Raw genomic sequence first — 25,468 nt, 5'->3', positions numbered from 1 at the left:
GCGCCGGCCGCACCGGGAACGTCGGAACGGAGCCCGCACCACCTCCGTCCCTACCCCGGCTGCGCCGTCGGGCGGATGAGGATCTCGTTGACGTCGACGTGCGGCGGCTGCGAGATCGCGTACATGACGGCACGGGCGACGTCGTCGGGCTCCAGGCGCCCCTCCCCGGGGTTGTCGAAGAACGGCGTGTCGACCACCCCTGGCTCGATCACGGTCGTGCGGATGCCGGTGTCGTTGACGTCGGCGCGCACGGACTCGCCCATCGCGGTGACCGCCCACTTCGTCGCCGAGTACAGCGAGCCGGGCAGCGCGCGGCGGCCCGCGACCGAGCCGGTGACCAGGATGTGGCCCTTGGTCTCGGTCAGCGCCGGGATCGCCGCGCGGATCGTGTAGGCGGCGCCGAGCACGTTGGTCAGCACCATGTTGCGCCAGTGCTCGGGCGTCTCGTTCAGCCATCCGCGCGTGGCGCCGAAGCCGGCGTTGGCGAAGGCGACGTCGAGGCGCCCGAACGCGCTGGTCGCCGCGGCGACGATGGCCTCGTTGTCCTCCCATCGCGTGACGTCGGTCGGTACGGCGATGGCGCGATCGGGACCGCCGAGCTCCTGCGCGAGCGCCTCGAGCTTGTCGGCGCTGCGCGCGCCGAGCACCAGGCGGTAGCCCGCCTGCGCTGCATGCCGGGCGGTCGCGGCGCCGATGCCGCTGCTTGCGCCCGTGACGAGGAAGACTGGGTCGTCGGCCATGCTCTGTTGGTTCCCAGCTACCTTGAGGGGCAGACATGCTGTACGACAAGGCACGCATCTTCGTCCAGGCGGGCGCGGGCGGCAACGGATGCATGAGCTTCCGTCGCGAGGCCCACGTTCCCAAGGGCGGACCGGACGGTGGGGACGGCGGCTACGGCGGCAGCGTCGTGCTGGTCTGCGACGACTCCTACCGCGACCTGCAGTCCTTCAAGCGCAAGGCCCACTACCAGGCCGGCCGCGGCCGCCACGGCGAGGGCAACCAGCGCCACGGCGCCGACGGAGAGGATCTCGTCGTCCACGTCCCGCCCGGCACCGAGGTCACCGCCGAGGACGGCACGGTCCACGACCTCGTCGTCCCCGGCACGCGCGTCACCGTCGCCACCGGCGGCTCCGGCGGCAAGGGCAACAAGAAGTTCGCCGGCTCCACGCGCCAGGCGCCGCGCTTCGCCGAGCGCGGGCTCGACGGCCAGGAGGGCTGGCTGGACCTGCGCCTCAAGCTGCTGGCCGACGTCGGGCTCGTCGGCGTGCCCAACGCCGGCAAGTCGTCGATGCTCGCCCGCATGACGCGGGCGGCGCCGAAGGTCGCCAACTACCCCTTCACGACGCTCGAGCCGGTGCTCGGCACGCTCGACGGCGACGATCGCCAGCTCGTGATGGCCGACATCCCCGGGCTGATCGAGGGCGCCGCGGACGGCGCGGGCCTGGGCCACGACTTCCTCGCGCACGTCGAGCGCACCCGGCTCCTCGTCCACGTGCTCGACCTCGAGCCGCTGGACGGCAGCTCGCCCGAGGAGAACTACGCCACGATCGAGCACGAGCTCGCGACCTACGACCCGCGGCTGGCCAGGCTGCCGCGGATCCTCGCGCTCTCGAAGGCCGACCTGGTCTCCCCGGAGGAGGCCGAGATGGTCGCCGGGATCTGGCGCGAGCGGTTCGCCGCCGAGGTCCCCGCCCACGAGGAGTGGGAGGAGCCGGTCGAGCCGACGCCGGTCCTGATCACCTCCTCGGCGACGGGACTGGGGCTCGACGAGCTGCGCGCCGAGCTGCTGCGCCGCGTGCCGGTGCTCGAGCCGGTCGCGCTCGACGAGCCCTCCACGCGCGGCATCCGCGACGTCGAGTCGCTCGCCGACCACCGCGTCTTCAAGCCGGCCGTCCGCGGCTCGTTCGCCGTCGAGCAGCTCGACGAGGGCGCCTGGCGCGTCACGGGCGAGGTCATCGACCGGCTCGTGGCCCGCCACGACCTCGAGAACGAGGAGGCGCTGGCCCACGTCGAGAGCCGCCTGCACCGGCTCGGGGTCATCCGCGCGCTGGAGGCCAAGGGCTTCGAGGCCGGCGACGATGTCGAGATCGGCGGCGTGGTCTTCGAGCTCGACCCGGGCTAGGGGTGCCGTAGGCGGCCAGCGAGGCCGAGGCCCACGATGGCCAGCCGTCGCCGCCGGAGGTGGGTCCCCAGTCGCGATAGCGACACAGTCTCCTAGGGGAACACTGGCCCAGAGGGCCAGGTTCCCTTGCGGGTCTTCGCCCAGGGGGCGAAACCCGCGGCGGGTTAGGGACCCACGCTGCTCGGGGTGCCGTAGGCGGCCAGCGAGGCCGAGGCCCACGATGGCCAGCCGCCGCCGCCGGAGGTGGGTCCCCAGTCGCGATAGCGACACAGTCTCCTTGGGGTCGCGACGCCGTAGGCTTCCGGGCCGCATGGCCCGCCACGTCATCAAGCTCGGTTCCGGGATCGTCGCCCGCGACGACGGCACGCTGCGCGCCGACGCGCTCGCCGCGGTCGCCGACGAGGTCGCCGTGCGCCGCCGCGCCGGCGACGACGTGGTGATCGTCAGCTCGGGCGCGATCGCTCGCGGGCTGGAGACCATGGGGATCGCCGGGCGGCCGAGCGCGATCGAGGACCTGCAGGCCGCCAGCGCGGTGGGGCAGGGGCGGCTGTTCCGGTGCTACGACGAGCTGCTGGCCGCGCGCGAGGTGACCGCCGCGCAGGTGCTGCTGACGTTCTTCGACCTCAGCCACCGCTCGCACTACCTCAACGCCCGCCAGACGCTGCGCCGGCTGCTGGACTGGGGCGTGGTGCCGGTCATCAACGAGAACGACACCACCGCCACCGACGAGATCTCCTTCGGCGACAACGACTTCCTCGCGGCGCAGGTCGCGATCCTCGTCGAGGCCGACCGGCTCGTGCTGCTCACGGGCGTCGACGGCGTGTACACCGCCGACCCCCGGACCGATCCGGCCGCCGCCATCGTGCGCGAGATCACCGACTTCGAGACGCTGGAGACCCAGGCGGCGATCGGCAGCTCGACCTCCGTGCTCGGCTCGGGCGGCATGCGGTCCAAGGTCGTGGCGGCCGAGATGTCGACCGCCGCCGGCATTCCGGCGGCCATCGTCAACGGCCTGCGCCCCGGCGCGCTCGGACGCGTCCTGGAGGGCGCGACCGACGACGGCACGCACTTCCCGGCGCGGGCGCTCGGCTACTCCTCGTTCAAGCTGTGGCTGCGCTACGCCAAGCCGGTGCACGGGACCGTGACGGTCGACGCGGGCGCGGCCCGCGCGCTGCGCGAGGGCGGCACGTCGCTGCTGCCGGTCGGCGTCGTCGGCGTGGGCGGCGGGTTCTCCGCGGGCGACGCGGTCGACGTCACCGAGGCCGGCGGCGTGCTGCTGGGCAAGGGCATCGTCACGCTCAGCGCCGCCGAGCTGCGCCGGGTGATGGGCCTGCAGTCCGCGCAGGTCCGCGAGATCCTCCCGCGCGCGGCCGAGGAGGCCGTCCACCGGGACTACTTCGTGCTGGCCTGACCCGCCCTGGGCATCCCGCGCAGCGCCCCGCGCAGCGCCCGCGCAGCGCCCGCGCAGCGCCCCGCGCGGCGCCCCGCGCGGCGTCGAGGGACGAATGAATCTCGTACAGCGAGATTCAGTCGTCCCTCGACGCGCCGTGTGACGCCGGTACCCTTCCGCCATGGCCGTATCAGTCGCCTCCGTCACCGACGTCTGTCGTGCCGCCAAGGCCGCCTCTCGGCGCCTGGCCACGCTGCCGACGGCCGAGAAGGACGCCGCGCTGCACCGGATCGCCGACGCGCTGGTCGCGCGCACGCCTGAGATCCTCGAGGCCAACGCGCGTGACCTCGACGCCGGGCGCGAGGCCGGGCTGTCCGCCGCCCTCCTGGATCGCCTGCTGCTCGACGAGGCGCGGATCGCCGCGATCGCCGCGCAGGTCCGCGACATCGCGGCGCTGCCCGACCCCGTCGGCGAGGTGCTCGACGGCTTCCGGCTGCCCAACGGACTCGACGTCGCCAAGACCCGCACGCCGCTCGGCGTGGTCGCGGTCGTCTACGAGGCGCGGCCGAACGTCACGATCGACGCCGCCGCGCTCTGCCTCAAGTCCGGCAACGCGATCGTGCTGCGCGGGTCGTCGAGCGCCGCGCACTCCAACGCGGTGCTCGCCGCGATCGCCGCGGCGCAGGCCCCCGAGGGCGCGATCGGCCTGGTCGCCGGCGGCGGGCGCGAGGAGCTCGCCGAGCTCGCCACCCAGGACGACCTCATCGACCTCATCATCCCGCGCGGCGGCGAGGGGCTGAAGAAGGCGCTGACGGCGGTCGCGACCGTCCCCATGATCTTCGCCGCGTCAGGCAACTGCCACGTCTACGTGGATGCGGCCGCCGACCTCGACGTCGCGCGCGACATCATCCTCAACGCCAAGACCCAGCGCCCCGGCGTGTGCAACGCCGCCGAGACGCTGCTCGTGCACCGCGACGTGGCGGGCGCGTTCCTGCCCGGCGCGCTGGCGGCGCTGCGCGAGGCCGGCGTCGAGCTGCGCGGCGACGAGCGCGTCCGCGCGCTGGACGGCGCGGTGCTCGAAGCCGCCGACGAGGACTGGGACACCGAGTTCCTGGCGCTCGTGCTGGCCGTCGGCGTCGTGGACACCGTCGAGGAGGCCGTCGACCACGTCAACCGGCACGGCTCGGGTCACTCGGAGGCGATCGTCACCGGCTCCTACCCCGCCGCGAGGGCCTTCGAGCTGGGGGTGGACGCCGCGTGCGTCTACGTCAACGCGTCGACCCGCTTCACCGACGGCGGCGAGTTCGGCTTCGGCGCCGAGATCGGCAACTCGACGCAGAAGCTCCACGCGCGCGGCCCGATCGGCCTGCGCGAGCTGTGCTCGTTCAAGTACGTCGTGCGGGGAGACGGGCACGTCCGTTCCTGACGGCCGCAGCGGCGCCGGGGGGCAGACTCCGCGCCGTCGGATCGGCGTCCTGGGCGGCACGTTCAACCCGCCGCACGTCGCGCACCTGCTGAGCGCGCAGGAGGCCTACGACCAGCTCGGGCTCGATCGCGTGCTGATCATCCCGGTGGCCCTGCCGCCCCACAAGGACGCCGAAGGAGACCCCGGCGCGCACGTGCGCCTCGAGCTCTGCCGCCTCGCCGCGAGCCACGACGACCGCTTCGAGGTGTCCGACCTCGAGGTCCGGCGGGGCGGTGCGTCCTACACCGTGGATACCCTGAGGGCACTTCATGCGACGTTCCCGGGGGACGAGCTGAGCTTCATCGTCGGAGGCGACATGGCCTTCAGCCTTCCGACGTGGCGCGAGCCCGCGGAGGTCGTGGGTCTGGCGCGTCTCGCGGTCGCCGAGCGCGAGGGCGCTCGTCAGGCCGATATCCTGGAGCGCCTGGCGACGATCCCGAGCGCTGCGGATCGGGTCGACTTCTTCGATCTGCCTCGCATGGACGTGTCGTCCTCGCTGGTCCGGCGGCGGGTCGCCACGGGCCGCCCCATCCGGTACCTGGTGCCCGATCCGGTCGCCGAGTACATCGCGCAGCACGGGCTGTACCGCAGCCCGGTCGGTGCCCCAACATCCTCAGCATGACCACGGAAGGAAACGTCGGCTTGCCCACCCAGACCATCCCGCAGGATCACCAGACTCCCGAGATCAGCCCCGAGCGCCTCGCGCAGCTCGCGGCGTCGTACGCCGCCGACAAGAAGGCGATCGACCTGTCCGTGCTCGACCTGCGCGGCGTGTCGAGCTACACGGACTTCTTCGTCGTGTGCTCCGGCAACACCGATCGCCAGACCAAGGCGATCCACGACGCCGTCCACGAGGGCCTCAAGAAGGACCATGGCATGCTGCCGCGCCGCGTCGAGGGCGTCGGCGAGTCGCGCTGGATCCTCATGGACTACTTCGACATCGTCGTCCACGTGTTCGTCCCCGAGGTGCGCGAGTTCTACCGGCTCGAGCAGCTCTGGGGCGACGTCCCGCGCCTGGACGTGGAGATCGAAGAGGTCCCTCAGCGCTCCTAGGGGGTGCCGTAGGCGGCCAGCGGGGCCGATGCCCGCGACGGCCAGCCGTCGCCGCCGGAGGTGGGTCCCCAGTCGCGATAGCGACACAGTCTCCTAGTACCTCGTTGTGGTCCCGGCGACAAGTTCATGCGCCGGGTTCCCCTCTCCCGCGCCAAGTTCGGGGTGACCGAGCGGGCGTAGGTTCGACCGTGTCCAGTGCGGTCGACAGGAGGAGGAGAGGTGCAGTCCATCACGCGACGGCTCATCGGAGTCGTCACCGTTGCGTGTGCGCTGAGCGGTGGGGTCACCGCGGCGGCATACGCCGACAACTACGTCGCCCTCGGCGACAGCTACTCGTCGGGCACGGGTACGCGCGACTACTCGCTGAGCTCGGGGTGCCAGCGCGGGCCCTACGCCTACCCGGCGCTGATCAAGGCAGACCGACCCGGCACGAACCTGACGTTCGTGGCGTGCTCGGGAGCCAGGACCGGTGACGTGCTCGCCAACCAGGTGCAGTCGCTGAGCACGACCACCAACGTGGTGACGATCACGATCGGCGGCAACGACGCCGGGTTCTCCAGCGTCATCACGCAGTGCGCCTACCCGCTGGTGAGCTGCAACAGCAACATCACGACGGCGCAGAACTACATCAACAACACGCTGCCCGGCGCGCTCAACGGCGTGTACTCGCAGATCCAGTCGCGGGCGCCCAACGCCCGGGTCGTGGTGCTCGGCTACCCGCGCCTGTTCATGGGCGTCGACTGCAACGCCGGGACGTTCTTCAGCACGGACGAGATGACCAAGCTGAACGCGACGGCCGACATGATGCGCAACGTCATCTCGGCGCGGGCGGCGGCGTACGGGTTCACGTTCAGGGACGCGATCCCCCCGTTCACCGGGCACGCGGTGTGCTCGAGCACGGAGTGGATCAACGGCCTCTCCAACCCGGTCAGCGACAGCTACCACCCCAACCGCACCGGGCACAAGTCGGGCTACGAGCCGCTCGTGCGGTCCGTCATCGGCTGATCGCCCAGAGGGCGATCAGCTAGCGAGCAATCGCCCCGGGGGGCGATGCTCGCCAAGGCTGGCTTCACGGTCGTGCTGCGCTGCGGGCGCGCAGCACGACCTCCAGCTCGAAGCGGGCCTCGGGATCGTCGAGGGTGGCTCCGAAGTGCTCGCGCAGGCGGGCGATCCGGTACCGGACGGTCTGCGGGTGCACGTGCAGGTCGGCGGCCATGCGGGGGCCGTTGCCGCGCTGGCGCAAATAGGAGAGCAGCGTCGCCTCCAGCCGCTCCTGCGACCGGGGCGGAAGGCCGCCGATCGGCGCCAGGCGCAGGCGGGCGAGGTCGTCGACCAGCGTCGGCTCCTCGGCCAGCAGCAGCTCGAGCAGATGGTCCTCGGCGGCGTGCAGGTCGCCCCCGAGACCGTCGCTCGCGGGCGCGATCCGCCCCGTGGCGACCAGCCGCCAGAGGGCCACGGCGCGCGCCCAGCTGCGTGCGCCGTGGTCGACCTCGACGGTCGGGCCGAGCGCTGCCGGCAGGCCGTGCAGCGCGAGTGCGAGCTGACGGAGGCGGCCCGGCCCGTCGGGGTCGGGGAGCACGAGGCAGCCGGCGCCACCGGTGACGCCGGCGAGGACGCCGGCGGGCAGCCGCCGGTCGCGCAGACCGCCGTGGTCGGCGGCGATCGCGACGACGGCGAGCGTGCGCGGCAGCGTCCACGCGGCGTCGAGCGCGGCGCGCTCCAGCGTGGCGCGGTCGGCCGCGGGATCGGCGATCAGCGTCGCGACGAGGTGCTGGCGGCGCCGCTCGACCTCGCCGGCCGCGGCCGCCTGGGCGGCGACGAAGCCCTCGACCGTGACGGCCGCGATCTCGTCGAGATACGCGAAGAGCGCGTCGGCGAGCACGGCCATGGTGGCGGCTTCGGCGCCCGCCTCGGTCGCGACGGCGGCCATGCGCCGCCAGACGACGCGCGCGCCGAGGTGGTAGCCGGCCTGCAGCTCGTCGAGGCTGTGCCCGGAGCGCCACCAGCGCTCGCCGAGCGCGACGTACAGCGCCCGGCCGGCGCCGAGGGTGGGCGGGCGATGCTCGATGACGCCCGCGAAGTCGTGCAGCGCGTCGGCGACGGCCTGCGTGACGTCGCGTCCGAACGGCCCTTCGAGCGTCCGGTAGGCCGGGATCGCGGGGCCGAGCACCTCCACGAGCTCGTCGGCGATCGACGGGATCGCCTCGACGAGCAGCGCGCCGAGCTCCGTCGGCACGGCCTGCCAGGGCCGCGGGCTGAACCGCACGTCGAGGGCCATGGGCCACTCTCGCCCAGCAGCGCTCCGGAAAGCAACCTGACAGCTGGCAGGGCGGGCTGTCGAGGGCCGTCAGCCGGCGCGGCGCCCGGCCAGCACCAGGTACTCGAACACGTAGCGCGCCGGCTCGCCGTCGGCGGCGAGGTTCGCGCGCTCGAACAGCGCCGTGAGGTCCGCGTCGAGCTGGTCGGCACGCTCCGGCTCGCCGGCCACGTTGCGGTAGGCGACGATGGTCGGGCCGTAGCGCTGCTTGAAGTAGTCGCGGTAGTCGACCGGCTGGTCGAACAGGGCGACGGGCAGCACGTCGCGCGACATCGAGAGGTCGGTCACGGCGTCGCCGAAGCGTGCGCGGACGTGGTCCTCGCCACCCCACAGCGGCGGCGGCGACGCGCCTTCCGGCGGCGCAGGCAGGTACGGGCGCATCGTGCCGAACAGCTCGCCGATGACGCCCTCGGGGGTCCAGTTGAGCATCGCGATCGTGCCACCGGGGCGGCACACGCGGACCAGCTCGCGCGCCGTCGCGTCGTGGTGGGGCGCGAACATCGCGCCGATGCACGACATGACGACGTCGAACTCGCCGTCGGCGAACGGGAGCGCCTCGGCGTCGGCCTGCACCCATTCGAGCTCGACGCCGTGCTCGGCCGCACGGGCCCGGCCGTCGGCGAACAGCTCCGGCGTCAGGTCGGAGGCGACGACCCGGGCGCCGCGCCGGGCGGCGGCGATCGCGGCGTTTCCGGTTCCGGCCCCGACGTCGAGGACCCGATCGCCCGCGGCGACCCCGGCGCCGTCCACGAGCCGCTCCCCGAGCGGCAGGAGGAAGTCGCGCGCCATGCCGGCGTAGTCGCCCAGCGCCCACATCTTGCGGTGGCGGTCCTTGAGCTCGCGGTCGGCGGTCGCGAGCTTCGTGTCTACGGTCATGGTCGTGCTCCTTTGAAGTCGATGGCCACGAAGCTACGCCGCAGCCCGAAGTGCGACATCGGGAGGACCTCCCTATCTTGGCTTCGGCGAGGCTCCGTCCAGAGCGCCGCCGAGCCGCGCCGCGGCGGCGCCGGCCTCGCGCCGCGACGTCACGCCGAGCTTGGCCAGGACGGCGGAGACGTGATGGTCGACGGTCTTGGGCGAGATGACGAGGTGGGCGGCGATCTCGGCGTTCGTCGCTCCGCCGGCCACGAGGTCGAGCACCTCCGCCTGTCGCGGCGTCAGGCCGGCCGGCGCGCCGCGCGAGGCCGGTCGCGGCCCGCGCGGGATGCGCCGCACGCCGGACGCTGCGCAGGCGGCGGCGCAGGTGCGCAGCGGCGTGGACGGCCCCGAAGCCGTCGAAGACGGCGAGCGCCTCGAGCCGGGCCGCGTCGTCGCCGTCGGTGAGCGCGTCGGCCGCCTCGTAGGGGAAGCCGAGCGCCGACCACGCCGCCGCGGCGCCGCGGCAGTCACCCGCGATCGAGCGGGCGTAGGGCTCGGCGACGCCGTCGGGAGCCTCGGTGAGCGTGCCGGCCCGCCACAGCCAGAACGCGAGCTCGCCGCGCGACCAGCCGTCCCCGCGCTCGAGCGCCAGGTCGTAGGCCTGACCGGCGGCGTCCGCGGCGCCGGCCGGATCGCCGTCGAGCCACGCGTGCTCGGCCCGTGCCGCGGCGGTGGGCGCCAGCCGCTGCAGCTCGCCGGCCGTGCGCGCCAGGTGCCACGCATCGTCGAGGGTCGCGCCCGCTGCCGGCTCGCCCCGGCGGGCCTGCAGCCGGCCCAGCGCGACCAGGGCCGGGCAGAGGCTGACCCCCGGCTGCTCGCCGAGATGCAGCGAGGACCGGGCGTCGGCCTCCGCCGCCGGCCAGTCGCCGCGCAGGAGCCGGAGGTTCGCGCGCACCCCGAGCAGGTACTGCGTGTAGCCGTCGAGGTCGCGCTCGGTGGCGAAGCGCAGCGCGCGGTCGAGGTCGGCGGCGACGCGCGGGTCGTGGCGGCGGCGCACCAGCGTGGCGGTCGCCAGGTTGACCAGGGCGCGCGCCGCGTGGTCGTCGTGCCCGGCGCCGGCGGCGCGCGCGAAGGCCTCCTCGATCAGCGCTCGCCCTCGTTCGTGCTCGTCGGCGCCGAGCAGCGCCGTGCCGACGTTCGTCAGGGCGTGGGCGACGGTCTCGGCGTCGCCGAGCTGCCGGCCGAGCCGGATCGCTCGCTGGCCGAGAGCGATCGCCTCGTCGTCGCGCTCCGCGAGCATCGCCAGCTGCGCGCGCCCGCTGAGCGCCAGCGCCAGCTCGCGACTCTGCGGGAACCGCTCGAGCACGGCGATCGACCGGTCGCCCACGGCTTCGGCCTCCGCTCCGTGACCCGACCACCACAGCACGCGCGACAGCCACCGCAGGTCGTCGCCGACGCGCCGGGCGTCGCCGGCCGCCTCGTGCAGCTTCAGCAGGGCCCGGCGCGCCTCCAGCGCGCGCTCGGGCAGCCCGCACAGGTAGGCCTCGACCGACACGCCCTCCAGTGCCTGCGCGGTCCCCGGCACGTCGGCGCCCTCCACGGCGGTGAGGGCCGCCTCCCAGTGCTGGAGCGCCTGGCGGTGCCCGCCCGCAGCGCTCGCCGCCCGCGCGGCCGCGGGCGCGAGCCGGCGGATGGCGCCCGCGTCGCCCGCGCGCCGCGCGTGGTGGGCCAGCCGGGCGGGATCCGCTCCGTCCTTGGCCTCGAGCGCCTGCAGCACCATGCGATCCAGCGCTCGACGGTGGATCGGCGGGATCTCGTCCTCGACCGCCCGGCGTGCGAGCTCGTGGCGGAAGCTCAGCGCCTGGCCCCTCACGCCGAGGATCCCCGCGTCGACGCAGGCGTCGATCGCCGCGGGCGCCGCGCCCACGGTCTCCGCGAGCAGCCACAGCTCGGTGGAGCCCGGGACCACGGCAGCGAGCTCGATCACGGCCCGTGCCTCCGGGCGCAGCGCGGAGACCCGCTGGGCCAGCGCGTCACGGACGCTCACCGGCACGCCGCCGTGCTGCGCGGCGGCCAGCGCCTCGGTGACGAAGAACGGGTTGCCGCCCGACAAGGCGTACAGGTCGGTCGCATCACGGCCGGCGCGCCGGCCGAGCAGCGCGACGGCGTCCGCCGACAGCGGCGCGAGCTCGATGCGTCGCACGCAGTCGCCGGGCAGCGCGCCGAGCACGCGACGCACCTCGGGCCGCTCGCTCAACGCGTCGGTCCGGCACGTCACCACCAGGCATCCGCGCGAACGCGCGAGCCGGCGCGCCAGCAGCGCCACGAGGTCGAGCGACGCGTCGTCGGCCCAGTGCAGATCGTCGATCACGAGGACCGACGACTCGCCCGCCCCCAGCGCGTCGAGCGCGGCCGCGAGGACCTCCTCCCGCGACGCAGCCCGCTCCATCAACTCCAGCAGCGAGCCGCCGATGGTCCTGGCCACGTCCCAGAACGGACCCATCGGACGGGGCGTGACGAGCGGGTCGCAGGCGCCCCACAGCACGCGCCGCGATCGGCGGCCGGCGCACACCGAGGCCACGAGCGCCGTCTTGCCGATCCCCGCCTCGCCGGAGACGACGACGACCCGACCCGCCGCAGGCGACTCGTCGAGCGCGGTCTCCAGGGCCGCCCGTTCATCGTCACGCTCAAGCAGCTCCACGGGGCTCGCGATCCTCGGCGCGTCGGTCAACCGTCGGGCGCCCAGCGTAACCGAGGCGGCGGCCGGCCGACCGGCCGCGCCGAGATCAGAACAGGCGCAGCACTTCGAAGCGCGGACCGGCCGGCGCGGCCGAGGGGGGCGGGGGCGTGGGCCGGCGACGGCGCAGGCGCGGGCGCCGGGGCGCGTGGAAGAGCGCGATGCGCGCCGGGTCGTCGAGCCACTCGAGGTGGTCGACCTCGTCGGGCGCCCAGGTCCGCGTGGGCTGCGCGCGCCGCCACGACTGGTGCGGGGCCAGCCGGTCGGCGCGGCGCCGGAACACCTCGCCGGCCTCGGCGTCGAGGACGCGATCCTGGCGGTACCACCGCATCGGCGCGCGGAAGCCGTGCGGGTTGGGGCACAGGGCGTCCGGCGCGCCGAGCAGCGCGACGACCAGCGTCTCCGTCCAGCCCCGCTGACGCTTGAGATCGCTCGCCCTGATGAGCCGGTGACACGACCCGCGGTCCACACGACGGACGGTAGACGGTCGGGGCGGCGGACGCGCGGATAGGCTCGCGCGCTTGCTGTCTCTCAGGCACCCGCTGCGGCTCGGCATCCTCGGTGCGGTCGTGATGGTGACCGCCGTCGCGGTGCTCGGGCGGCGCGATACGCACGCTGGGTCTTCCACAAGTCAGAGTCAGAGTGGGGTCGATCTCGACGGGAAGGGCTTGAAGCGCGCGATGCAGGACATCAAGAACTACATCGTCCAGGGACTGATGCCGTGACGGGACTCGATTGGTCCGCGCCTCCGCGCCCGGATTTCGACCGTATGCGTGAAGGGCTCGGCGACCTGCTCGCCTCGACGCTCGAGTCGGTCGAACGGTGGGAGTGGCAGCCGATGGACAGCAGCCTGGAGGATCCTGAGCCGTTCGGGGAGCAAAGCATTGGAAAGACACCGATACGGCAGCGGAAGAACTGGACGCCGAAGGACCCGGCGGCGGCCGTTCGCTACGGATGGGATGGCTCAGGGCGCTTGAGAGTGGCACGGCGCTACATGGCCTGGGGCGAGGGTGTCGTGATCGATCGGGACCAACTCCTGACCTTTGCCTTCCACGAACATGGAGACCATGTCGTCATTCGGCACTACCGTCCCGCGTCGGGAGGGGAGGAGACGCGGACCCTGGAAATGGTGCGCCGCAGGCATGAGGAAGGAGGGAGGCTCGTCGAGCTCGTGACGTGGCCGCTCGACCAGTCTCAAGGCGTTGCATGGGTTCGCAAGAGGTACGTCTTCGGCGTCGATGGCCGGGCCGTGCAGGCGACCTTCCAGCGCGAGATCCTCGAGCGGGTCGCGGGGCGCTTTGACGCAACGCGCGGCGCCGGCTGGTTCACGGCACGCTACGACGACTCCGGCGATGTCGTCGAGGTTCACCGCCAGGAGCGGACCCTCGACGGCGCGCGGTGCGGTCCCGCCAAGCTCGTGTGGCGGCGGACCGACGCCGAGGCGCTCCGTGCCGCCGAACAGCGGATCCAGGAGGTCTTGCCGGAGGCGGTCCGGGCCTGGGTTGCACGCGCGCGGCCAGAGGGTCCGGCGTACTGCCTCGCGCTCCTCTACGGCGACAGCATGGGCCCGTCGCTGGGCATCGGCACGGTGGCCGAGCTCGCGCGGTGGGGCGCGCCGCGGTCGGACGAGCGCCTGGAGATGATGTGGAACCCGGCCGAGTTCGACTGCTTCGACGCCGAGCCGGATGAGCTGAACACCCCCGAGCTGACCGAGGCCTACCGCGTGACCGCCCAGAACTGGGGGCTCGACGGCGACGAGAAGGTTCGTGCGGCCTGCGTCCGCGCCGCCTTGGACCTCGACCCGGTAACGCTCTTCCCCGACGCCGCGACGCCGTTGCTCGTCTATGCCGTGGACCTCGAGCTGGTCGACTTCGACGACAACATCCGCAAGCTCCGCCGCGGCCGCGTCCGCCGGGCGGCTGAGGGACTCGAAGTCCGAGCCGCCTCCTAGACGGCGGCGCCCACTTCAGTCAGGAACGGCACCGCGGCCGCCTCGCAGGCGCGCTGGAGGAGGATGTGCAGGCGCCCGACCTCGCGCGCGGTCTCCATGGTGCGGCCGAGCCCGTCGTGCTTGTCCACCAGGTTGATCGCCTCGTCGGGATCGGAGTCGAGGTCGTACAGCTCGTACTCGGGTGCCACGCGGCCGGTGGGATCGAGGTAGACGGCGTACTTCCAGCGGCGGTCGCGGATGCAGCGGATGCGGTTCGGCTGGCCCGGGGCGTCCTGCATCGCGGTGCCCGCCTGGTGGTCGTCGTAGGTGAACAGGACCGCCTCGCGGACCGCGTCGGCCTCGCCGCGCAGCACCGGGCCGAGGTCGATGCCGTCGAACCGGTCCGGGTCGCCCGGCTGCCCGCTCAGGCCGAGCAGCGTGGGGACGAGGTCGACCAGGGAGACGAGCGCGTCGCTCGCGCACGGCGTGGGGAAGAGGGCGGGGCTGGAGACCACCAGCGGCACGCGGATCGCCTCCTCGTAGGCGTTGAACATCTTCTGGCGCAGGCCGCCGTGCGACAGCCCGAGCTCCCCGTGGTCGGACGTACGGACGATGACGGTCCGCGCGCGCAGCGACGTCTCGTCGTCCGGGTCGCCGAGGAGCCGGACCAGCCGGCCGAGCTTCTCGTCGACGACGCGATGCAGATGCGCGTAGAAGTCGGCGTAGCGCTGCTGCTCGGCGCGGCCGCGGAGGCCTCCGAGGTACGAGGTCTGGCCGATCTTCGTCAGCGCCTGGACGGTCGGCTTGTGCCGCAGGTCCTCGTCGATCGTGGCCGGCAGCGGCACGTGGAGGTCGGCGAACTCGTCCGGCGCATAGCCGCCCGCCTCCAGCGACGACGGGTAGCCGAGCACGTCGTGCGGGTTGACCAGGCACCAGACCAGGCAGAACGGCTCGGGCAGGTCGGCCCGGTCCAGCCACGCCTCCATCTGGCGCGTGTAGTCCTCGTCCCACCCTTCGCCGCTCGTCCCGGCGCGGCCGCCTCCGAACGAGGAGGCCTTCGCGTCGCCGCCGGCATCGGTGGGATCCCAGTCGGCGAAGCCGTGGTCGCGCTCGATCCGCGCCGAGTCGGCGGCGGTCCACGTGTCGCCGTTCAGCGGCTTGGTGAGATGCCACTTGCCCTTCAACGCGACGTGGTAGCCCCGCTCGCGCAGCAGCGTCGCCAGCGTGGCGACGTCGGGCGACAGCTCCGGCTCGTTCCCGCTCCTGGGCCCGCGGCGCAGCAGACCCCGCCCGAACTCCCTGGCCAGGCGGCGGCGCGGGACCTCGCCGCTGATCGCCAGCTCGGCGGCCGTTCGCAGCACGGCCGGCACATTGCGCGGATCGGGGAAGAGGTCGCCGCGCGTCATGGTCAGCGTCACGCCGTGGCGGGACGGGTACGTGCCGGTGAAGATGCTCGCCCGGCTCGGGGAGCACATGGCCGTTGGGATGAACGCGCGGTTGAACGACATCCCCGTCCGGCGCAGCTCGGCGTCGTTGGGCATCAGCGCGTCGAGCCAGGCCGGGTCGGTCGGCCAGTGCTGCGGTGAACGCTGCTGATCGGTGACGAGCAGGATCAGGTTCGGCGGGCGGTCGGCGGTGGACATCTCAGCTCCGTGGGTCGTTGCCGGGCAGGGCGGGGATCACGTGCAGCAGGAGGTTCCGGCCGGCGGTGAGCAGCAGCGCCTCCGTCTCCTCGCGCGACCGCTCGCCCAGCAGCCACGTCCGCGTCGCCTCGATCGTGAACTCCGTGAAGCACCGCAGGGCGAACCGCGTGGCGGGCGTGTCGGTCAGGATGTCGCCGTTGGCGCGTAGCGTGACGTCGATCCCGCGCTCCTTGGCGGCGAGGACGAGCGCGTGGATGTCGGCGTCGGTCGGGTCCAGCGCCTGGCCGAGGACGGCAAGCCACGTCTCGCGGTGGTCGGCGATCACGTCGAGGCTGGCGGCGACGTTGTGCGCGGTGCGCTCTTCGAACGGCGTCTCCGGGCCGGCCGTGCGGGCCGCCGTCAGCGCCGCGGAGCCGCTGGCCGCGACGGCCAGGAAGACGCCGCGGATCCCTCCGAAGTAGTGGTGGACCAGCGAGCGGGCGACCCCGGCCGCCTCGGCGATCTCGGCGGTCGTGACCGTCGAGTAGGGCCGTTGGGCGAACAGCTGCCGGGCCGCCCCGAGGATCTCCTGGCGCCGGTCGTCCGGCGCCAGGCGCCTGCGCGAGCCGGCGGGGTTCGGCGGGGGATCGGGCATCGAGGAGATCCTAGTTGACGCACGTTCCAATAGTTGTTGTAATCGCCGCCAGTAGCGGGCGGGTCCCCGCTCGCGGCGCATGCCCGTCAACCCGTCAGGAGATGTTCGTGCCCCTCTGGATCGCGGAGCCTTCAGTCGCCGGCCGCCACGTGGCGGTCGCGCTGCTGGTCGCCGCGGCCACGCTGGGCAGCGCGCCGGTCGCCTCGGCGGCCTCCGGCGCGATCGCGCTCTCCCCGGCGCCCGGCACGCCGGACGCCAACCCCGCCGCCCAGATCAGCGTCCTCGGCGTCGCGCCGGCGCGGATCGTCTCCGTCCGCGTCGCCGGCGCGCGCACCGGCCTGCACGCCGGGCGGCTGCGGCCGTACTCGGGCAACCGGGGCGCGAGCTTCGTCCCGCGCGAGCGGTTCGCGCAGGGCGAGCGCGTCGCCGTGGTCGTGCACGTCCGCGGCCGGCCGCTCATCCGGTCGTCGTTCACCGTCGCGCGGCTGGGTCCGATCCCGCCGGTGCTCAACCTGCCCGCCACGCAGCCGGACAAGTTGGAGCACTTCGCGTCCCGGCCCGACCTGCTTGCGCCGCGGATCACGGTCAACCGCGACGGCCCGAGCGCTTCGGGCGCGTCGATGTTCCTGACGCCGCTGCCCTCGCCGGTGATCCAGCCCGGCGCCACGAACACCGTGACCATCGCGCCCGTGGGCCCGGGCGGGCCGATGATCGTCGACGCGCACGGCGGGCTCGTCTGGTTCCGGCAGTTGACGATGCCCGTCGTCGCCGCGAACCTCGACGTCCAGCGCTACCGCGGCAAGCCGGTGCTGACGTGGTGGCAGGGTCCGGTCACCACGCAGGCGTTCGGCCTGGGCAAGGCGATCGTCGCCGACACCTCCTACCGCACCATCGCCGAGATCCAAGCGGGCAACGGGTACGCGATGGACCTCCACGAGTTGCGGCTGACCGACGACGGCGACGCGCTGGTCACGATCTACTCGCCGGTCCTCGTCCACCTGCCCGGCACGCCGGCCGGCAAGCTGTCGCCGGTCCTCGACTCGATCATCCAGCAGATCGACGTCCGCACGGGCCTCGTCGTCTGGGAGTGGCACGCCCTCGGCCACATCCCGCTCGCCGACTCCTACGCCACGCCCGAGAACAGCGCGTCCTACGACGCGTTCCACATCAACTCGGTCCAGCCCCTCGCCGGCGACCGGCTGCTCGTGTCCGCACGCGACACCTCCGCGATCTACGAGGTCGACCGGGCGACGGGCCGGATCCGCTGGACGCTCGGCGGCAAGGCGAGCACGTTCCGCCTCGGCGCTCGCGCGAGCTTCTGGCTCCAGCACGACGCCCGGGCGCTGCCGGGCGATCGCGTCAGCCTGTTCGACGACCAGGGTGGCCCGCCGCAGAAGGCGCCCGCGTCGCGCGGGCTCATCCTCCAGCTCGACCATCGCCGGCGCACGGCGAAGGTCGTCCGCGAGCTCACCCGAGCCCCGCAGACCAGCGCGCAGAGCGAGGGGAGCACGCAGCTGCTGCCGAGCGGGAACGTGTTCGTCGCCTTCGGCTCGGCGGGCTCGTTCTCGGAGTTCTCGGCCACGGGGCGCACGGTGTTCGACGCCCAGCTTCCCGACGGGGACGGCAGCTATCGCATCGTCCGCCACGACTGGAGCGCGACGCCGGCGACGCGTCCGACGGTCGTGGTGCGCCGCGCCGACCCGTCGCACGTGACCGTCTCGGTCAGCTGGAACGGCGCCACCCGGGTCGCGCGCTGGGAGGTGCTCGCCGGGTCGGACGCCGGCGGGCTCACGCGGGTGGCCGGCGGGCCGCGCGGCGGGTTCGAGACCACGTTCGCGGTCGCGAGCACGGCGGGGACGTTCGCCGTCCGGGCGCTCGACGCGGACGGCCACGTCCTGGCGACCTCGGTGCCGGTGGCGGCCTCGTGACCACGATCGCCCGGTCGCTCGCCGACCGGCTCAGCCGCCGCGTCCTGCCGCGAGCGGTGGTCGCGCTGGCCCGCATCGACACGCCTGCGCGGATGGCGGCCCGCGTGCGGCGCCGGCTGGGCCGCAGCGCCCGCGTCGAGCTGTACTTCGCCTTCGACGATCCGTGCAGCGCCGTCGCCGTCGTCGACCTCGCCGAGCGCCTGGACGGAGCCGACATGCGGCTCCTCCTGCGACCGGTGCTGCGGCGCGGGATCGCGGGGGACCCGGCGGTCGAGCTCAAGCGTGCGTACGCGGTGCAGGACGCCCGGCGCCTCGCGCGGCGCTCCGGTCGCGTGTTGGGGCGCGACGCGCCGATCCCGCCGGCCGACGTCGCGTTCCTGGCGAAGTGGGCGGCCGCGGCGGACGGCGACGGGCCCGCCCTCACCGCGTTCTGCGTGGCCGCGCTGTCGCGCCTCTGGCTGGCGCCGGAGGCGCCGATCGACCGCGAGGACTACACCGAGCTGTGGCGCGAGGCGTTCGGGGCCGAGCCGCCGGGCGAGGAGGTGGCCGCCGACGGCGGCTCGGCCCCGGTCCGCCGCAACGAGCGCCGGATGGCGCGGCGCGGACCGTACGACACGCCCGCGGCGTGGTTCCACGGCGAGTGGTCGTTCGCGCACGACCGGCCCGCCCAGATCGCCGCGCGCCTCGACGACCTCGGCTGGGGGAGAGCCCGATGACGCGCGCGCGGCTGGACTTCTTCTTCTCGTTCCGCAGCCCGTACTCCTACCTCGCCGCGCCGCGCGCGTTCGCCCTGCCCGAGCGCTTCGACGTCGATGTGGCGTTCCGCGGGGTGATCCCGATGGCGATGCGTGGCCAGTCCGTGCCGCGGGCGAAATCGCTGCACACGCTCCGTGACGTCGCCCGTGAGGCGACGCGCCTCGGCCTGCCGTTCGGCCGGATCCACGACCCGATCGGCGAAGGCGCGATGCGCTGCCTGCTGGTCGCCGAGCATGCCGTCGACGTCGGGCGTGAGCGCGCGTTCGTGCTCGCCGCCAGCCGCGCGATCTGGGGCGAGGCGGTCGACGTCGCGCGCGACGACGGGCTGCGGAGCGTCTGCGAGCGCGCGGGGCTGTCGTGGCCGGCGTGCGCGGCGGCGCTGGCCGACCCGGCGCTCGGCAGACGGGTGGACGCCAGCACCGCTGCGCTGGCCCGGCTCGGGCACTGGGGCGTCCCGGTCTTCGCCTTCGGCCAGGAGCTGTACTGGGGTCAGGACCGCATCGAGGACCTTGAAGTCGCGCTGCGCGACGCGGGCCTGGAGCGCACCGCCACGACCGGCACGCCGCTGGGTGAGCGCCACGCTTCGTGACCTGCTGCCGCTCGCGGTGGCGATCGCGATCAGCCCCGTGCCGGTGCTGGCCGTCGTGCTGATGCTCATGTCGGATCGGGGTCGGCGCAACGCGCTGGCCCTGCTCGTGGGGTGGGCGTCGACGCTGGTGGTCGTCGTCGGCGCGGTGGCGCTCCTCGGGATCGGCTCCGGCTCCGACGGCCACGGCCGCGGGGTGGCGCTGGCGCAGCTCGCGCTCGCCGGGATCCTGCTCGTCGTGATCGCCGTGGAGTGGCGCGGCCGCCCGCGCCGCGGGATGCCGCACCGCCCGCCCCGCTGGATGGCGGCGCTCACCGACATCGGGCCGGCGCGGGCCGTCGCGCTCGGCGTGGCGCTGGTGATCCTCAACGCCAAGGACGGATCGCTCGCGGTCGCGGCGGGAGCGCGGCTGGCCGACGCGGCGCCGCCGGCGCCCGTCGCCGTGCTCAGGGTCGCCGTTTTCGTCCTGGTGGCCAGCGCGACCGTGATCGTCCCCGTCGCGGTGGACGTCGGGCTCGGCGAGCGCGCCGCGCCCATCCTGCGCCGCTGGCACGTCGCGCTGCAGCGGCACGGGTCGACCGCGGTGATCGCCACGCTGGCCGTGATCGTGGCCGTCCTGGTCGTGCAGGGCGCGCGCGAGCTGTGAGCGTGGCGCAAGTTGTGTTGATCGATGAACACTGAGAGGCTGGACGTGATGGAGACGCTGCGCACCCCCGACGAACGGTTCGCCGGCCTGCCGGACTGGCCGTGGCCGGTCCACTACGCCGAGGTCGGCCCGGCGACCGTGCCCTTGCGCATGGCCTACGTCGACGAGGGGCCGCGCGACGCGCGGCCGGTCCTGCTCCTGCACGGCGAGCCGTCGTGGTCCTACCTGTACCGGTCCATGATCGGGCCGCTGGTCGCCGCCGGCCTGCGGCCGATCGCGCCGGATCTCGTCGGCTTCGGCCGCTCCGACAAGCCGGTCGACCGCGACGCCTACACCTACGCCCGCCACGTGTCGTGGCTGACCGACCTCGTCGTCGGGCAGCTCGACCTGCACGACGCGATCCTGTTCTGCCAGGACTGGGGCGGCCTGCTCGGCCTGCGGCTCGTCGCCGAGCACCCTGATCGGTTCGCCGCGGTCGTCGCCTCCAACACCTTCCTGCCCACCGGCGACCGCCCGCTCGGCGAGGGCTTCGAGCAGTGGCGCCGGTTCTCGCAGGAGGCACCCGAGCTCCACGTCGGCGCGATCGTGAACGCCGGGACGGGCCGGACGCTGACCGACGCCGAGATCGCCGCCTACGACGCGCCGTTCCCCGACGATCGCTTCAAGGCCGGGGCGCGGCAGTTCCCGACGCTCGTCCCCGCGTCGCCGGACGATCCGGCGGCGCCCGACAACCGCGCCGCCTGGGCCGCGCTCGGGCGCTGGGAGAAGCCGTTCGTCTGCGCGTTCGGCGACCATGACCCGATCACCCGCGGCGCCGACGCGGCGCTGCGGGCGCACATCCCCGGCGCCGCCGACCAGCCGCACACGACGATGATCGGCGCGGCGCACTTCTCCCAGGAGGACGCCGGCGCGGAGCTGGCCGAGGTGGTCGTGGGGGTGGCGGGGCGGCTGGGTTCGGGACCGCCGCCACCGCTGATGCCGTAGAACTTGCGGACATGGCGAGCTCCGAGGCCACGACCGTTGAAGCCGGCGAGCGCGAGGTGCGGGTGTCGAGCGCCGACCGGATCATCTTTCCCGCGACCGAGCGCACGCCCGCCGTCACCAAGCTCGACGTCGTGAGGTACTACCTCTCGGTCGGCGACGGGATCATGCGCGCGCTCGTACGGCGGCCGACCACGCTGGAGCGTTGGCCCAAGGGCGTGCATCCCGACGTCGTCGTGTCCACGCGCGAGCAGGGCGGCGGCGATGCGTTCTTCCAGAAGCGCATCCCGCGCGGCGCGCCCGACTACGTCGAGACCGCGCGGATCGAGTTCCCGTCCGGCCGCCACGCCGACGAGGTCTGCCCGACCGAGATCGCCGTCGTCGGCTGGGCTGCGCAGATGGGCACGATCACGTTCCACCCGTGGCCGGTGCGCCGCGAGGACGTCGACCATCCCGACGAGCTGCGGCTCGACCTCGACCCGCAGCCGGGCACCGACTTCGCCGACGCGGTGCGCGTCGCCGCCGAGGCGCGCACGCTGCTGGCCGACCTCGGCTACACCGGCTTCCCGAAGACCTCCGGCGGTCGGGGCGTCCACATCTACGTCCGCATCGAGCCGCGCTGGACGTTCACCGACATGCGCCACGCGGCGATCGCCTTCGGCCGCGAGCTCGAGCGGCGGCTGCCCGGCGAGGTCACGACGAAGTGGTGGAAGGAGGAGCGCGGTGAGCGCATCTTCGTCGACTACAACCAGAACGCGCGCGACCGGACGATCGCCTCGGCCTACAGCGTGCGGCCCAAGCCCGGCGCGCCGGTCTCGGCGCCGGTGACGTGGGACGAGCTGCCTGGCATCGCGCCCGAGGACTTCACCGTCGCGACGATGCCCGCGCGCTTCGCCGAGGTCGGTGACCTCCACGCCGCGATCGACGACACCGCCCACTCGCTGCAGCCGCTGCTCGACATGTACGAGAACGACGAGTCCGCGGGGGAGGGCGACATGCCCTACCCGCCCGACTACCCCAAGATGCCGGGCGAGCCCAAGCGCGTCCAGCCCTCGCGCGATCGCGACCGCCCGCGCTAGGCGGGCGACTGCGGCAGCTTCTTGGTCCCGCGTCGCGGCGCGGGGGCCGAGGGCGGCGGAACGACCGGCCCGATGTCGCCGTCGGGCGCCTCGTCGAGGTCGACGATCACCGGCGCGTGATCGCTGGGCCCCTTGCCCTTGCGGGCCTTGCGGTCGACCCACGCCGCCTGGACGCGGTCGGCGACGGCCGTGCCGGCGAGGACCAGGTCGATCCGCATGCCGAGGTCCTGGTGGAACATGCCGGCGCGGTAGTCCCAGTACGAGAACACGCGCTCGTGCGGCCAGCGGTCGCGGACGACGTCGTGCAGCCCGACGGCTTCGAGGTCGGCCAGGGCGGCGCGCTCGGGCGGCGTCACGTGCGTCTGGCCGACGTAGGCCTCCGGGTCGAAGACGTCGTCGTCGGTGGGCGCGATGTTGATGTCGCCCATCACGACGGTCGTGGCCGGGTCGCCCGCGGCGACCACGTCGCGCAGGGACGCGAGCCAGGCCAACTTGTAGTGGTAGTGCTCGGAGTCTGGGGTGCGCCCGTTGGGCACGTAGACCGACGCCACGCGGATCCCGCCGCACGTGGCCGACACCGCGCGTGCCTCCGGCTGCGGGAAGCCGGGCGCGCCGTCGCCCAGGCCCGCGACCACGTCGCCGAGCCCGACGCGCGAGAGGATCGCCACGCCGTTCCACGCGGCCTCGCCGTGCACGGCGACCTCATAGCCACGCTCGGCGAGCTCGATGCCAAGGAGCTCGGTGAACGCGTCGTCGGCGAGCTTGGTCTCCTGCAGGCAGACGACGTCGGGCGCGCGCTCGTCGAGCCACGGCAACAGGCGCGGGACGCGCTGCTTGGCGGAGTTCACGTTCCACGTCGCGATACGCACCTGGCCTAGGTTAAGGGCTGGTCCCCGTTCAGGCGCGCCTCGCGTGGGTCTCGGCGTCACGCGACCGATGGAGAGCTGGTCGGGGTCGCACGGACGACCTCCTGCGTGCCAGGTCACGCTGTCCGAACGAACAGCTCGCCGGCGCCGCCGTGGCCCTCAACCTCTGCGCGGTCATGCATCGACGACACCGCCTTGCCGCCGCGGCGGCCGGCCTCGCGGGGGCGTTCGGCGCCGGAGCACTCCTGGGCCGCAGGGTTGCTCGCCGGGTCGACGAGACCTCCACCTCTCAGCAGCCGCAGACCGGCGAGCGCGGGGCGCCGCCGGTTCGCGTCCCCGTTGCGGCTCGCCCTGCGGATGCCTCGGGCACGGCGGGCGCCCTCGGTCCCAGCGGACCGCTCGGCCCGCTCGGACCGCTCGGCCCGCTCGGACCGCTCGGCCCCGGCGGCGGCTGATCCGATGCCCATCCACCACCTTCTGCCCCTCCTGGCGAGCGCGAAGCCGCGGATGCTGGTCGCCGCGGCCGTGACGGTGCGACAAGCCGTCCGCGGGGCGGCGCCCGACCGCGGCCGCGCGCTTGCCCACTACGGGGCGATGGCCGACAGCTATGAGCTGCGCACGCTGAGCGGAGACCAATGGCGGCGGCAGCTGGTGGCGAGTCTGGCACCGCGGCCCGGCGAGGTCATCCTCGATGTCGGCTGCGGCACGGGCCGGAACTTCGAGCAGATCCAGCAGGGGATCGGGCCGGACGGGCGCCTGATCGGCATCGAGCAGAGTCCCGAGATGCTCGCTCAAGCGCGCGCGCTCGTCCAGCGGTGCGGATGGACCAACGTCGAGCTGGTGTGCGCCGGCGCCGAGGAGGCTCGGATCCCGGCGACGGCCGACGCCGCGCTGTTCTGCGCCGTCCACGACGTCATGCGCTCGCCGGCCGCGTTGGCCAATGTCCTACAACACGTGCATGAGAGGGGCCGCATCGTCGCGGGCGGCGCAAAGTGGGTCCCCTGGCGACGGTCCGGGGCGGTCTCACTCAACCTTTCGACGTGGAGGCTCAACCGCGAGTGCGTCAGCACCTTCGAGGGCTTCCAGCAGCCATGGAGTTGCCTCGGCGCCCTCGTCCCCGACCTCCACGTCGAGGAGATGTACTTCGGCGGCGGCTACATCGCCTCTGCCGGGCGCTCCTCGAGCGCGACCGGGGTGCTCGAGAGACGCGGAGCCGGGTAGCGGCCGCCCAAGGCAGCGGCGCGCTGCGTCAAGCGAACTTGCAGCTCCGGCACCAGCTGCGAATTCTGCAGATCGACCGATCGCGTTGCATGCGGTACCCATGGCGGTAGCGACCCGATGGAGCTAGTCGGGCTCGCACCGACACCCTCCTGCAAGCCATACGACAAGACTGCGCCTGCGGTTTGCAGTGCCTGGGCGGGGTGTGGAGCGAGCGGGCCGCTGTCGCATCGGGCGCGTTCGCGCGCGCGTGCCACCCGTCTACGCACGGCTCGGGTCCGGTGACAGGACGAGCCTGCCACCGGACCCGGTCTTGATGGCGGTCAGATTTCGACCGGCCTTGACGACGCTCCGACCGAAGCCGGAGCGCCGAGCTTCAGAGCTAGGGTCGCCGGCACTGCGCCGACTTGCCCGTCCCCGTGGCCTCCTCGCACGTGGTGAACAGCTTGATCGAGTCGATCTTCGCGTTGCCCTCCCCGGCGTCGGTGTACGGATCGCCGATCACCGGATAGTCCGGGTAGGCGGAGCCGGCGGGCCACTGGTCCGGCCAGTCCTGGCTCTTGACCACGCCGGTCTGATGCAGCGTCTTGTTGTAGCGACCGTCGTATTGGTCCGGCGTGTTGTTGTAGTGCCAGATCGGCACGTTGTTGACGATGAAGTCGCGGTGGAAGCGGAACGTGCGCTGGCCGACGCCATGTCCGAAGTTGCCCGTGACCTCCTCGGTGTAGCCCGTGGCGTCACGCTCGACTGCGTAGACGTAGTCCTCGTTGGGCATCATCTGGGGCTGGAACTCGGCCGCCGCCGCGGGCGAGGCCGCGTTGGACGCCGCGCCGCCGTAGCAGGTGGTCATGAACCACTGGCTGTTGCCGGTGATGCCGCCCTTTGGCGGGTTGAAGTTCGGCAGGCCGTTGATCCACATGTCGACCACGTTCTTGGTGCTGTCGCGGTAGTTGTAGAACGTGTTGGTCAGCGGGTCGCACACCTTTCCGCCCGAGCCCGTGCCGACGCGGTCGGGATGCTGCGCGAACGAGTCCATCAGGATCTTGCGGCGGTAGTGCCAGAAATGCAGGTTCGACGGCTCCGGATGGGCGATGTCGACGATCCCGAGCAGATGGAACGCGTTGTAGCCGTAGCGGCCTTCCGTGACGCTCTGGTAGTCGCACGGGTTGGTCGTGATCTGGCCGAGCCAGCCCGGCGTGTTGAGGCCCTCGGCATGCGGGAACTGCGACTTGCACTCGCCCGGCACCAGCTCGTAGCCG

Annotated in this window: 23 protein-coding genes and 2 pseudogenes; 15 read left to right on the top strand and 10 right to left on the bottom strand. The window is 73.5% G+C overall.

Annotated elements, in window-relative coordinates; genetic code table 11:
* Positions 1-50 precede the first annotated feature (50 nt).
* A complete protein-coding gene (locus VK501_RS01125) occupies positions 51-740 on the bottom strand; it encodes an SDR family oxidoreductase (RefSeq protein WP_324333772.1) in 690 nt (229 codons plus the stop codon).
* Positions 741-775: 35 nt separating this feature from the next.
* Here VK501_RS01125 and obgE point away from each other — a divergent pair, with 35 nt between their 5' ends.
* The 6 genes from obgE to VK501_RS01095 all read left to right on the top strand — a co-directional run bounded on the left by obgE (position 776) and on the right by VK501_RS01095 (position 7,035).
* Positions 776-2,122 (top strand): GTPase ObgE, encoded by a 1,347-nt coding sequence (gene obgE, locus VK501_RS01120; RefSeq protein WP_324333770.1) that lies wholly within the window; start codon positions 776-778, stop codon positions 2,120-2,122.
* A 310-nt stretch (positions 2,123-2,432) separates the two neighbouring features.
* The gene (proB, locus tag VK501_RS01115; RefSeq protein ID WP_324333768.1) at positions 2,433-3,533 is read left to right on the top strand and encodes a glutamate 5-kinase; all 1,101 of its coding nucleotides are present in this window, start codon (positions 2,433-2,435) and stop codon (positions 3,531-3,533) included.
* Between the two features lie 160 nt (positions 3,534-3,693).
* Positions 3,694-4,938: a glutamate-5-semialdehyde dehydrogenase gene (locus VK501_RS01110; protein WP_324333766.1), complete on the top strand. Its 1,245-nt coding sequence runs from the start codon at positions 3,694-3,696 to the stop codon at positions 4,936-4,938.
* 40 nt (positions 4,939-4,978) lie between these two features.
* A complete protein-coding gene (gene nadD, locus VK501_RS01105; protein ID WP_324334112.1) occupies positions 4,979-5,599 on the top strand; it encodes a nicotinate-nucleotide adenylyltransferase in 621 nt (206 codons plus the stop codon).
* A complete protein-coding gene (gene rsfS / locus VK501_RS01100) occupies positions 5,596-6,030 on the top strand; it encodes a ribosome silencing factor (RefSeq protein WP_324333764.1) in 435 nt (144 codons plus the stop codon). Before nadD ends, rsfS begins: the two co-directional genes overlap by 4 nt.
* 219 nt (positions 6,031-6,249) lie before the next feature.
* Positions 6,250-7,035 carry an SGNH/GDSL hydrolase family protein gene (locus VK501_RS01095; protein ID WP_324333762.1) on the top strand — a complete coding sequence of 262 codons (786 nt, stop codon included), beginning with the start codon at positions 6,250-6,252 and terminating at the stop codon, positions 7,033-7,035.
* Between the two features lie 64 nt (positions 7,036-7,099).
* Here VK501_RS01095 and VK501_RS01090 read toward each other — a convergent pair whose 3' ends face one another.
* The 5 genes and pseudogenes from VK501_RS01090 to VK501_RS01075 all read right to left on the bottom strand — a co-directional run bounded on the left by VK501_RS01090 (position 7,100) and on the right by VK501_RS01075 (position 12,411).
* Entirely contained in the window at positions 7,100-8,308 is a 1,209-nt protein-coding gene (locus tag VK501_RS01090) for a helix-turn-helix domain-containing protein (RefSeq protein WP_324333759.1), read from the bottom strand.
* Between the two features lie 69 nt (positions 8,309-8,377).
* Positions 8,378-9,223 (bottom strand): class I SAM-dependent methyltransferase, encoded by an 846-nt coding sequence (locus tag VK501_RS01085; RefSeq protein ID WP_324333757.1) that lies wholly within the window; start codon positions 9,221-9,223, stop codon positions 8,378-8,380.
* Between the two features lie 72 nt (positions 9,224-9,295).
* Positions 9,296-9,562: a helix-turn-helix transcriptional regulator gene (locus tag VK501_RS01080; protein ID WP_324333755.1), complete on the bottom strand. Its 267-nt coding sequence runs from the start codon at positions 9,560-9,562 to the stop codon at positions 9,296-9,298.
* Positions 9,563-11,492: 1,930 nt separating this feature from the next.
* Positions 11,493-11,906 (bottom strand): annotated as a pseudogene (locus VK501_RS28870) (ATP-binding protein); the annotation flags it as partial.
* An 85-nt stretch (positions 11,907-11,991) separates the two neighbouring features.
* Positions 11,992-12,411: a hypothetical protein gene (locus VK501_RS01075; RefSeq protein ID WP_324333753.1), complete on the bottom strand. Its 420-nt coding sequence runs from the start codon at positions 12,409-12,411 to the stop codon at positions 11,992-11,994.
* A 52-nt stretch (positions 12,412-12,463) separates the two neighbouring features.
* Between VK501_RS01075 and VK501_RS01070 the strand changes: the two genes are divergently transcribed.
* Both VK501_RS01070 and VK501_RS01065 read left to right on the top strand, forming a co-directional pair.
* On the top strand, positions 12,464-12,667 hold the full coding sequence (locus VK501_RS01070; protein ID WP_324333751.1) for a hypothetical protein: 204 nt from the start codon (positions 12,464-12,466) through the stop codon (positions 12,665-12,667).
* Positions 12,664-13,893, top strand: coding sequence for a hypothetical protein (locus tag VK501_RS01065; protein ID WP_324333749.1), 1,230 nt, complete (start codon positions 12,664-12,666; stop codon positions 13,891-13,893). The genes VK501_RS01070 and VK501_RS01065 overlap by 4 nt, the downstream gene beginning before the upstream one ends.
* Here VK501_RS01065 and VK501_RS01060 read toward each other — a convergent pair.
* Positions 13,890-15,515 carry a sulfatase-like hydrolase/transferase gene (locus tag VK501_RS01060; protein WP_324333747.1) on the bottom strand — a complete coding sequence of 542 codons (1,626 nt, stop codon included), beginning with the start codon at positions 15,513-15,515 and terminating at the stop codon, positions 13,890-13,892. The genes VK501_RS01065 and VK501_RS01060 overlap by 4 nt on opposite strands.
* A 1-nt stretch (position 15,516) precedes the next feature.
* Positions 15,517-16,149 carry a TetR/AcrR family transcriptional regulator gene (locus tag VK501_RS01055; RefSeq protein WP_324333745.1) on the bottom strand — a complete coding sequence of 211 codons (633 nt, stop codon included), beginning with the start codon at positions 16,147-16,149 and terminating at the stop codon, positions 15,517-15,519.
* A 107-nt stretch (positions 16,150-16,256) separates the two neighbouring features.
* Here VK501_RS01055 and VK501_RS01050 point away from each other — a divergent pair, with 107 nt between their 5' ends.
* Genes VK501_RS01050 through ligD form a run of 6 tightly spaced genes read left to right on the top strand, consistent with a single transcriptional unit; the run spans position 16,257 to position 22,125 of the window.
* The gene (locus VK501_RS01050; RefSeq protein ID WP_324333743.1) at positions 16,257-18,077 is read left to right on the top strand and encodes an arylsulfotransferase family protein; all 1,821 of its coding nucleotides are present in this window, start codon (positions 16,257-16,259) and stop codon (positions 18,075-18,077) included.
* The gene (locus VK501_RS01045) at positions 18,074-18,793 is read left to right on the top strand and encodes a hypothetical protein (RefSeq protein WP_324333741.1); all 720 of its coding nucleotides are present in this window, start codon (positions 18,074-18,076) and stop codon (positions 18,791-18,793) included. The genes VK501_RS01050 and VK501_RS01045 overlap by 4 nt, the downstream gene beginning before the upstream one ends.
* On the top strand, positions 18,790-19,422 hold the full coding sequence (locus tag VK501_RS01040; protein WP_324333739.1) for a 2-hydroxychromene-2-carboxylate isomerase: 633 nt from the start codon (positions 18,790-18,792) through the stop codon (positions 19,420-19,422). Before VK501_RS01045 ends, VK501_RS01040 begins: the two co-directional genes overlap by 4 nt.
* Positions 19,403-20,065 (top strand): GAP family protein, encoded by a 663-nt coding sequence (locus tag VK501_RS01035; RefSeq protein WP_324333737.1) that lies wholly within the window; start codon positions 19,403-19,405, stop codon positions 20,063-20,065. The genes VK501_RS01040 and VK501_RS01035 overlap by 20 nt, the downstream gene beginning before the upstream one ends.
* Before the next feature lie 48 nt (positions 20,066-20,113).
* Positions 20,114-21,049, top strand: coding sequence for a haloalkane dehalogenase (locus tag VK501_RS01030; protein ID WP_349260955.1), 936 nt, complete (start codon positions 20,114-20,116; stop codon positions 21,047-21,049).
* Between the two features lie 11 nt (positions 21,050-21,060).
* Positions 21,061-22,125, top strand: coding sequence for a non-homologous end-joining DNA ligase (gene ligD, locus VK501_RS01025; protein ID WP_324333733.1), 1,065 nt, complete (start codon positions 21,061-21,063; stop codon positions 22,123-22,125).
* Here ligD and VK501_RS01020 read toward each other — a convergent pair.
* Positions 22,122-22,994: an exodeoxyribonuclease III gene (locus VK501_RS01020; RefSeq protein WP_324333731.1), complete on the bottom strand. Its 873-nt coding sequence runs from the start codon at positions 22,992-22,994 to the stop codon at positions 22,122-22,124. The two genes, ligD and VK501_RS01020, sit on opposite strands and share 4 nt — an antisense overlap.
* 456 nt (positions 22,995-23,450) lie before the next feature.
* Here VK501_RS01020 and VK501_RS01015 point away from each other — a divergent pair, with 456 nt between their 5' ends.
* Positions 23,451-24,212 (top strand): class I SAM-dependent methyltransferase, encoded by a 762-nt coding sequence (locus tag VK501_RS01015; protein WP_324333729.1) that lies wholly within the window; start codon positions 23,451-23,453, stop codon positions 24,210-24,212.
* Positions 24,213-24,591: 379 nt separating this feature from the next.
* Here VK501_RS01015 and VK501_RS01010 read toward each other — a convergent pair.
* Positions 24,592-25,468, bottom strand: a pseudogene (locus tag VK501_RS01010) (mucin-5B); the annotation flags it as partial.

Source organism: Baekduia sp. (assembly GCF_035318805.1).
In the GTDB taxonomy this organism is placed as follows: Bacteria; Actinomycetota; Thermoleophilia; order Solirubrobacterales; family Solirubrobacteraceae; genus Baekduia.
This window is presented reverse-complemented; position numbering and strand designations above follow the sequence as displayed.

Excerpts from the sequence above, each read along its gene's own strand:
- VK501_RS01125 (WP_324333772.1), bottom strand. The coding sequence starts at position 740 with ATGGCCGACGACCCAGTCTTCCTCGTCACGGGCGCAAGCAGCGGCATC.
- obgE (WP_324333770.1), top strand. The coding sequence starts at position 776 with ATGCTGTACGACAAGGCACGCATCTTCGTCCAGGCGGGCGCGGGCGGC.
- proB (WP_324333768.1), top strand. The coding sequence starts at position 2,433 with ATGGCCCGCCACGTCATCAAGCTCGGTTCCGGGATCGTCGCCCGCGAC.
- VK501_RS01110 (WP_324333766.1), top strand. The coding sequence starts at position 3,694 with ATGGCCGTATCAGTCGCCTCCGTCACCGACGTCTGTCGTGCCGCCAAG.
- rsfS (WP_324333764.1), top strand. The coding sequence starts at position 5,596 with ATGACCACGGAAGGAAACGTCGGCTTGCCCACCCAGACCATCCCGCAG.
- VK501_RS01090 (WP_324333759.1), bottom strand. The coding sequence starts at position 8,308 with ATGGCCCTCGACGTGCGGTTCAGCCCGCGGCCCTGGCAGGCCGTGCCG.
- VK501_RS01085 (WP_324333757.1), bottom strand. The coding sequence starts at position 9,223 with ATGACCGTAGACACGAAGCTCGCGACCGCCGACCGCGAGCTCAAGGAC.
- VK501_RS01060 (WP_324333747.1), bottom strand. The coding sequence starts at position 15,515 with ATGTCCACCGCCGACCGCCCGCCGAACCTGATCCTGCTCGTCACCGAT.
- VK501_RS01055 (WP_324333745.1), bottom strand. The coding sequence starts at position 16,149 with ATGCCCGATCCCCCGCCGAACCCCGCCGGCTCGCGCAGGCGCCTGGCG.
- VK501_RS01040 (WP_324333739.1), top strand. The coding sequence starts at position 18,790 with ATGACGCGCGCGCGGCTGGACTTCTTCTTCTCGTTCCGCAGCCCGTAC.
- VK501_RS01030 (WP_349260955.1), top strand. The coding sequence starts at position 20,114 with ATGGAGACGCTGCGCACCCCCGACGAACGGTTCGCCGGCCTGCCGGAC.
- ligD (WP_324333733.1), top strand. The coding sequence starts at position 21,061 with ATGGCGAGCTCCGAGGCCACGACCGTTGAAGCCGGCGAGCGCGAGGTG.
- VK501_RS01015 (WP_324333729.1), top strand. The coding sequence starts at position 23,451 with ATGCCCATCCACCACCTTCTGCCCCTCCTGGCGAGCGCGAAGCCGCGG.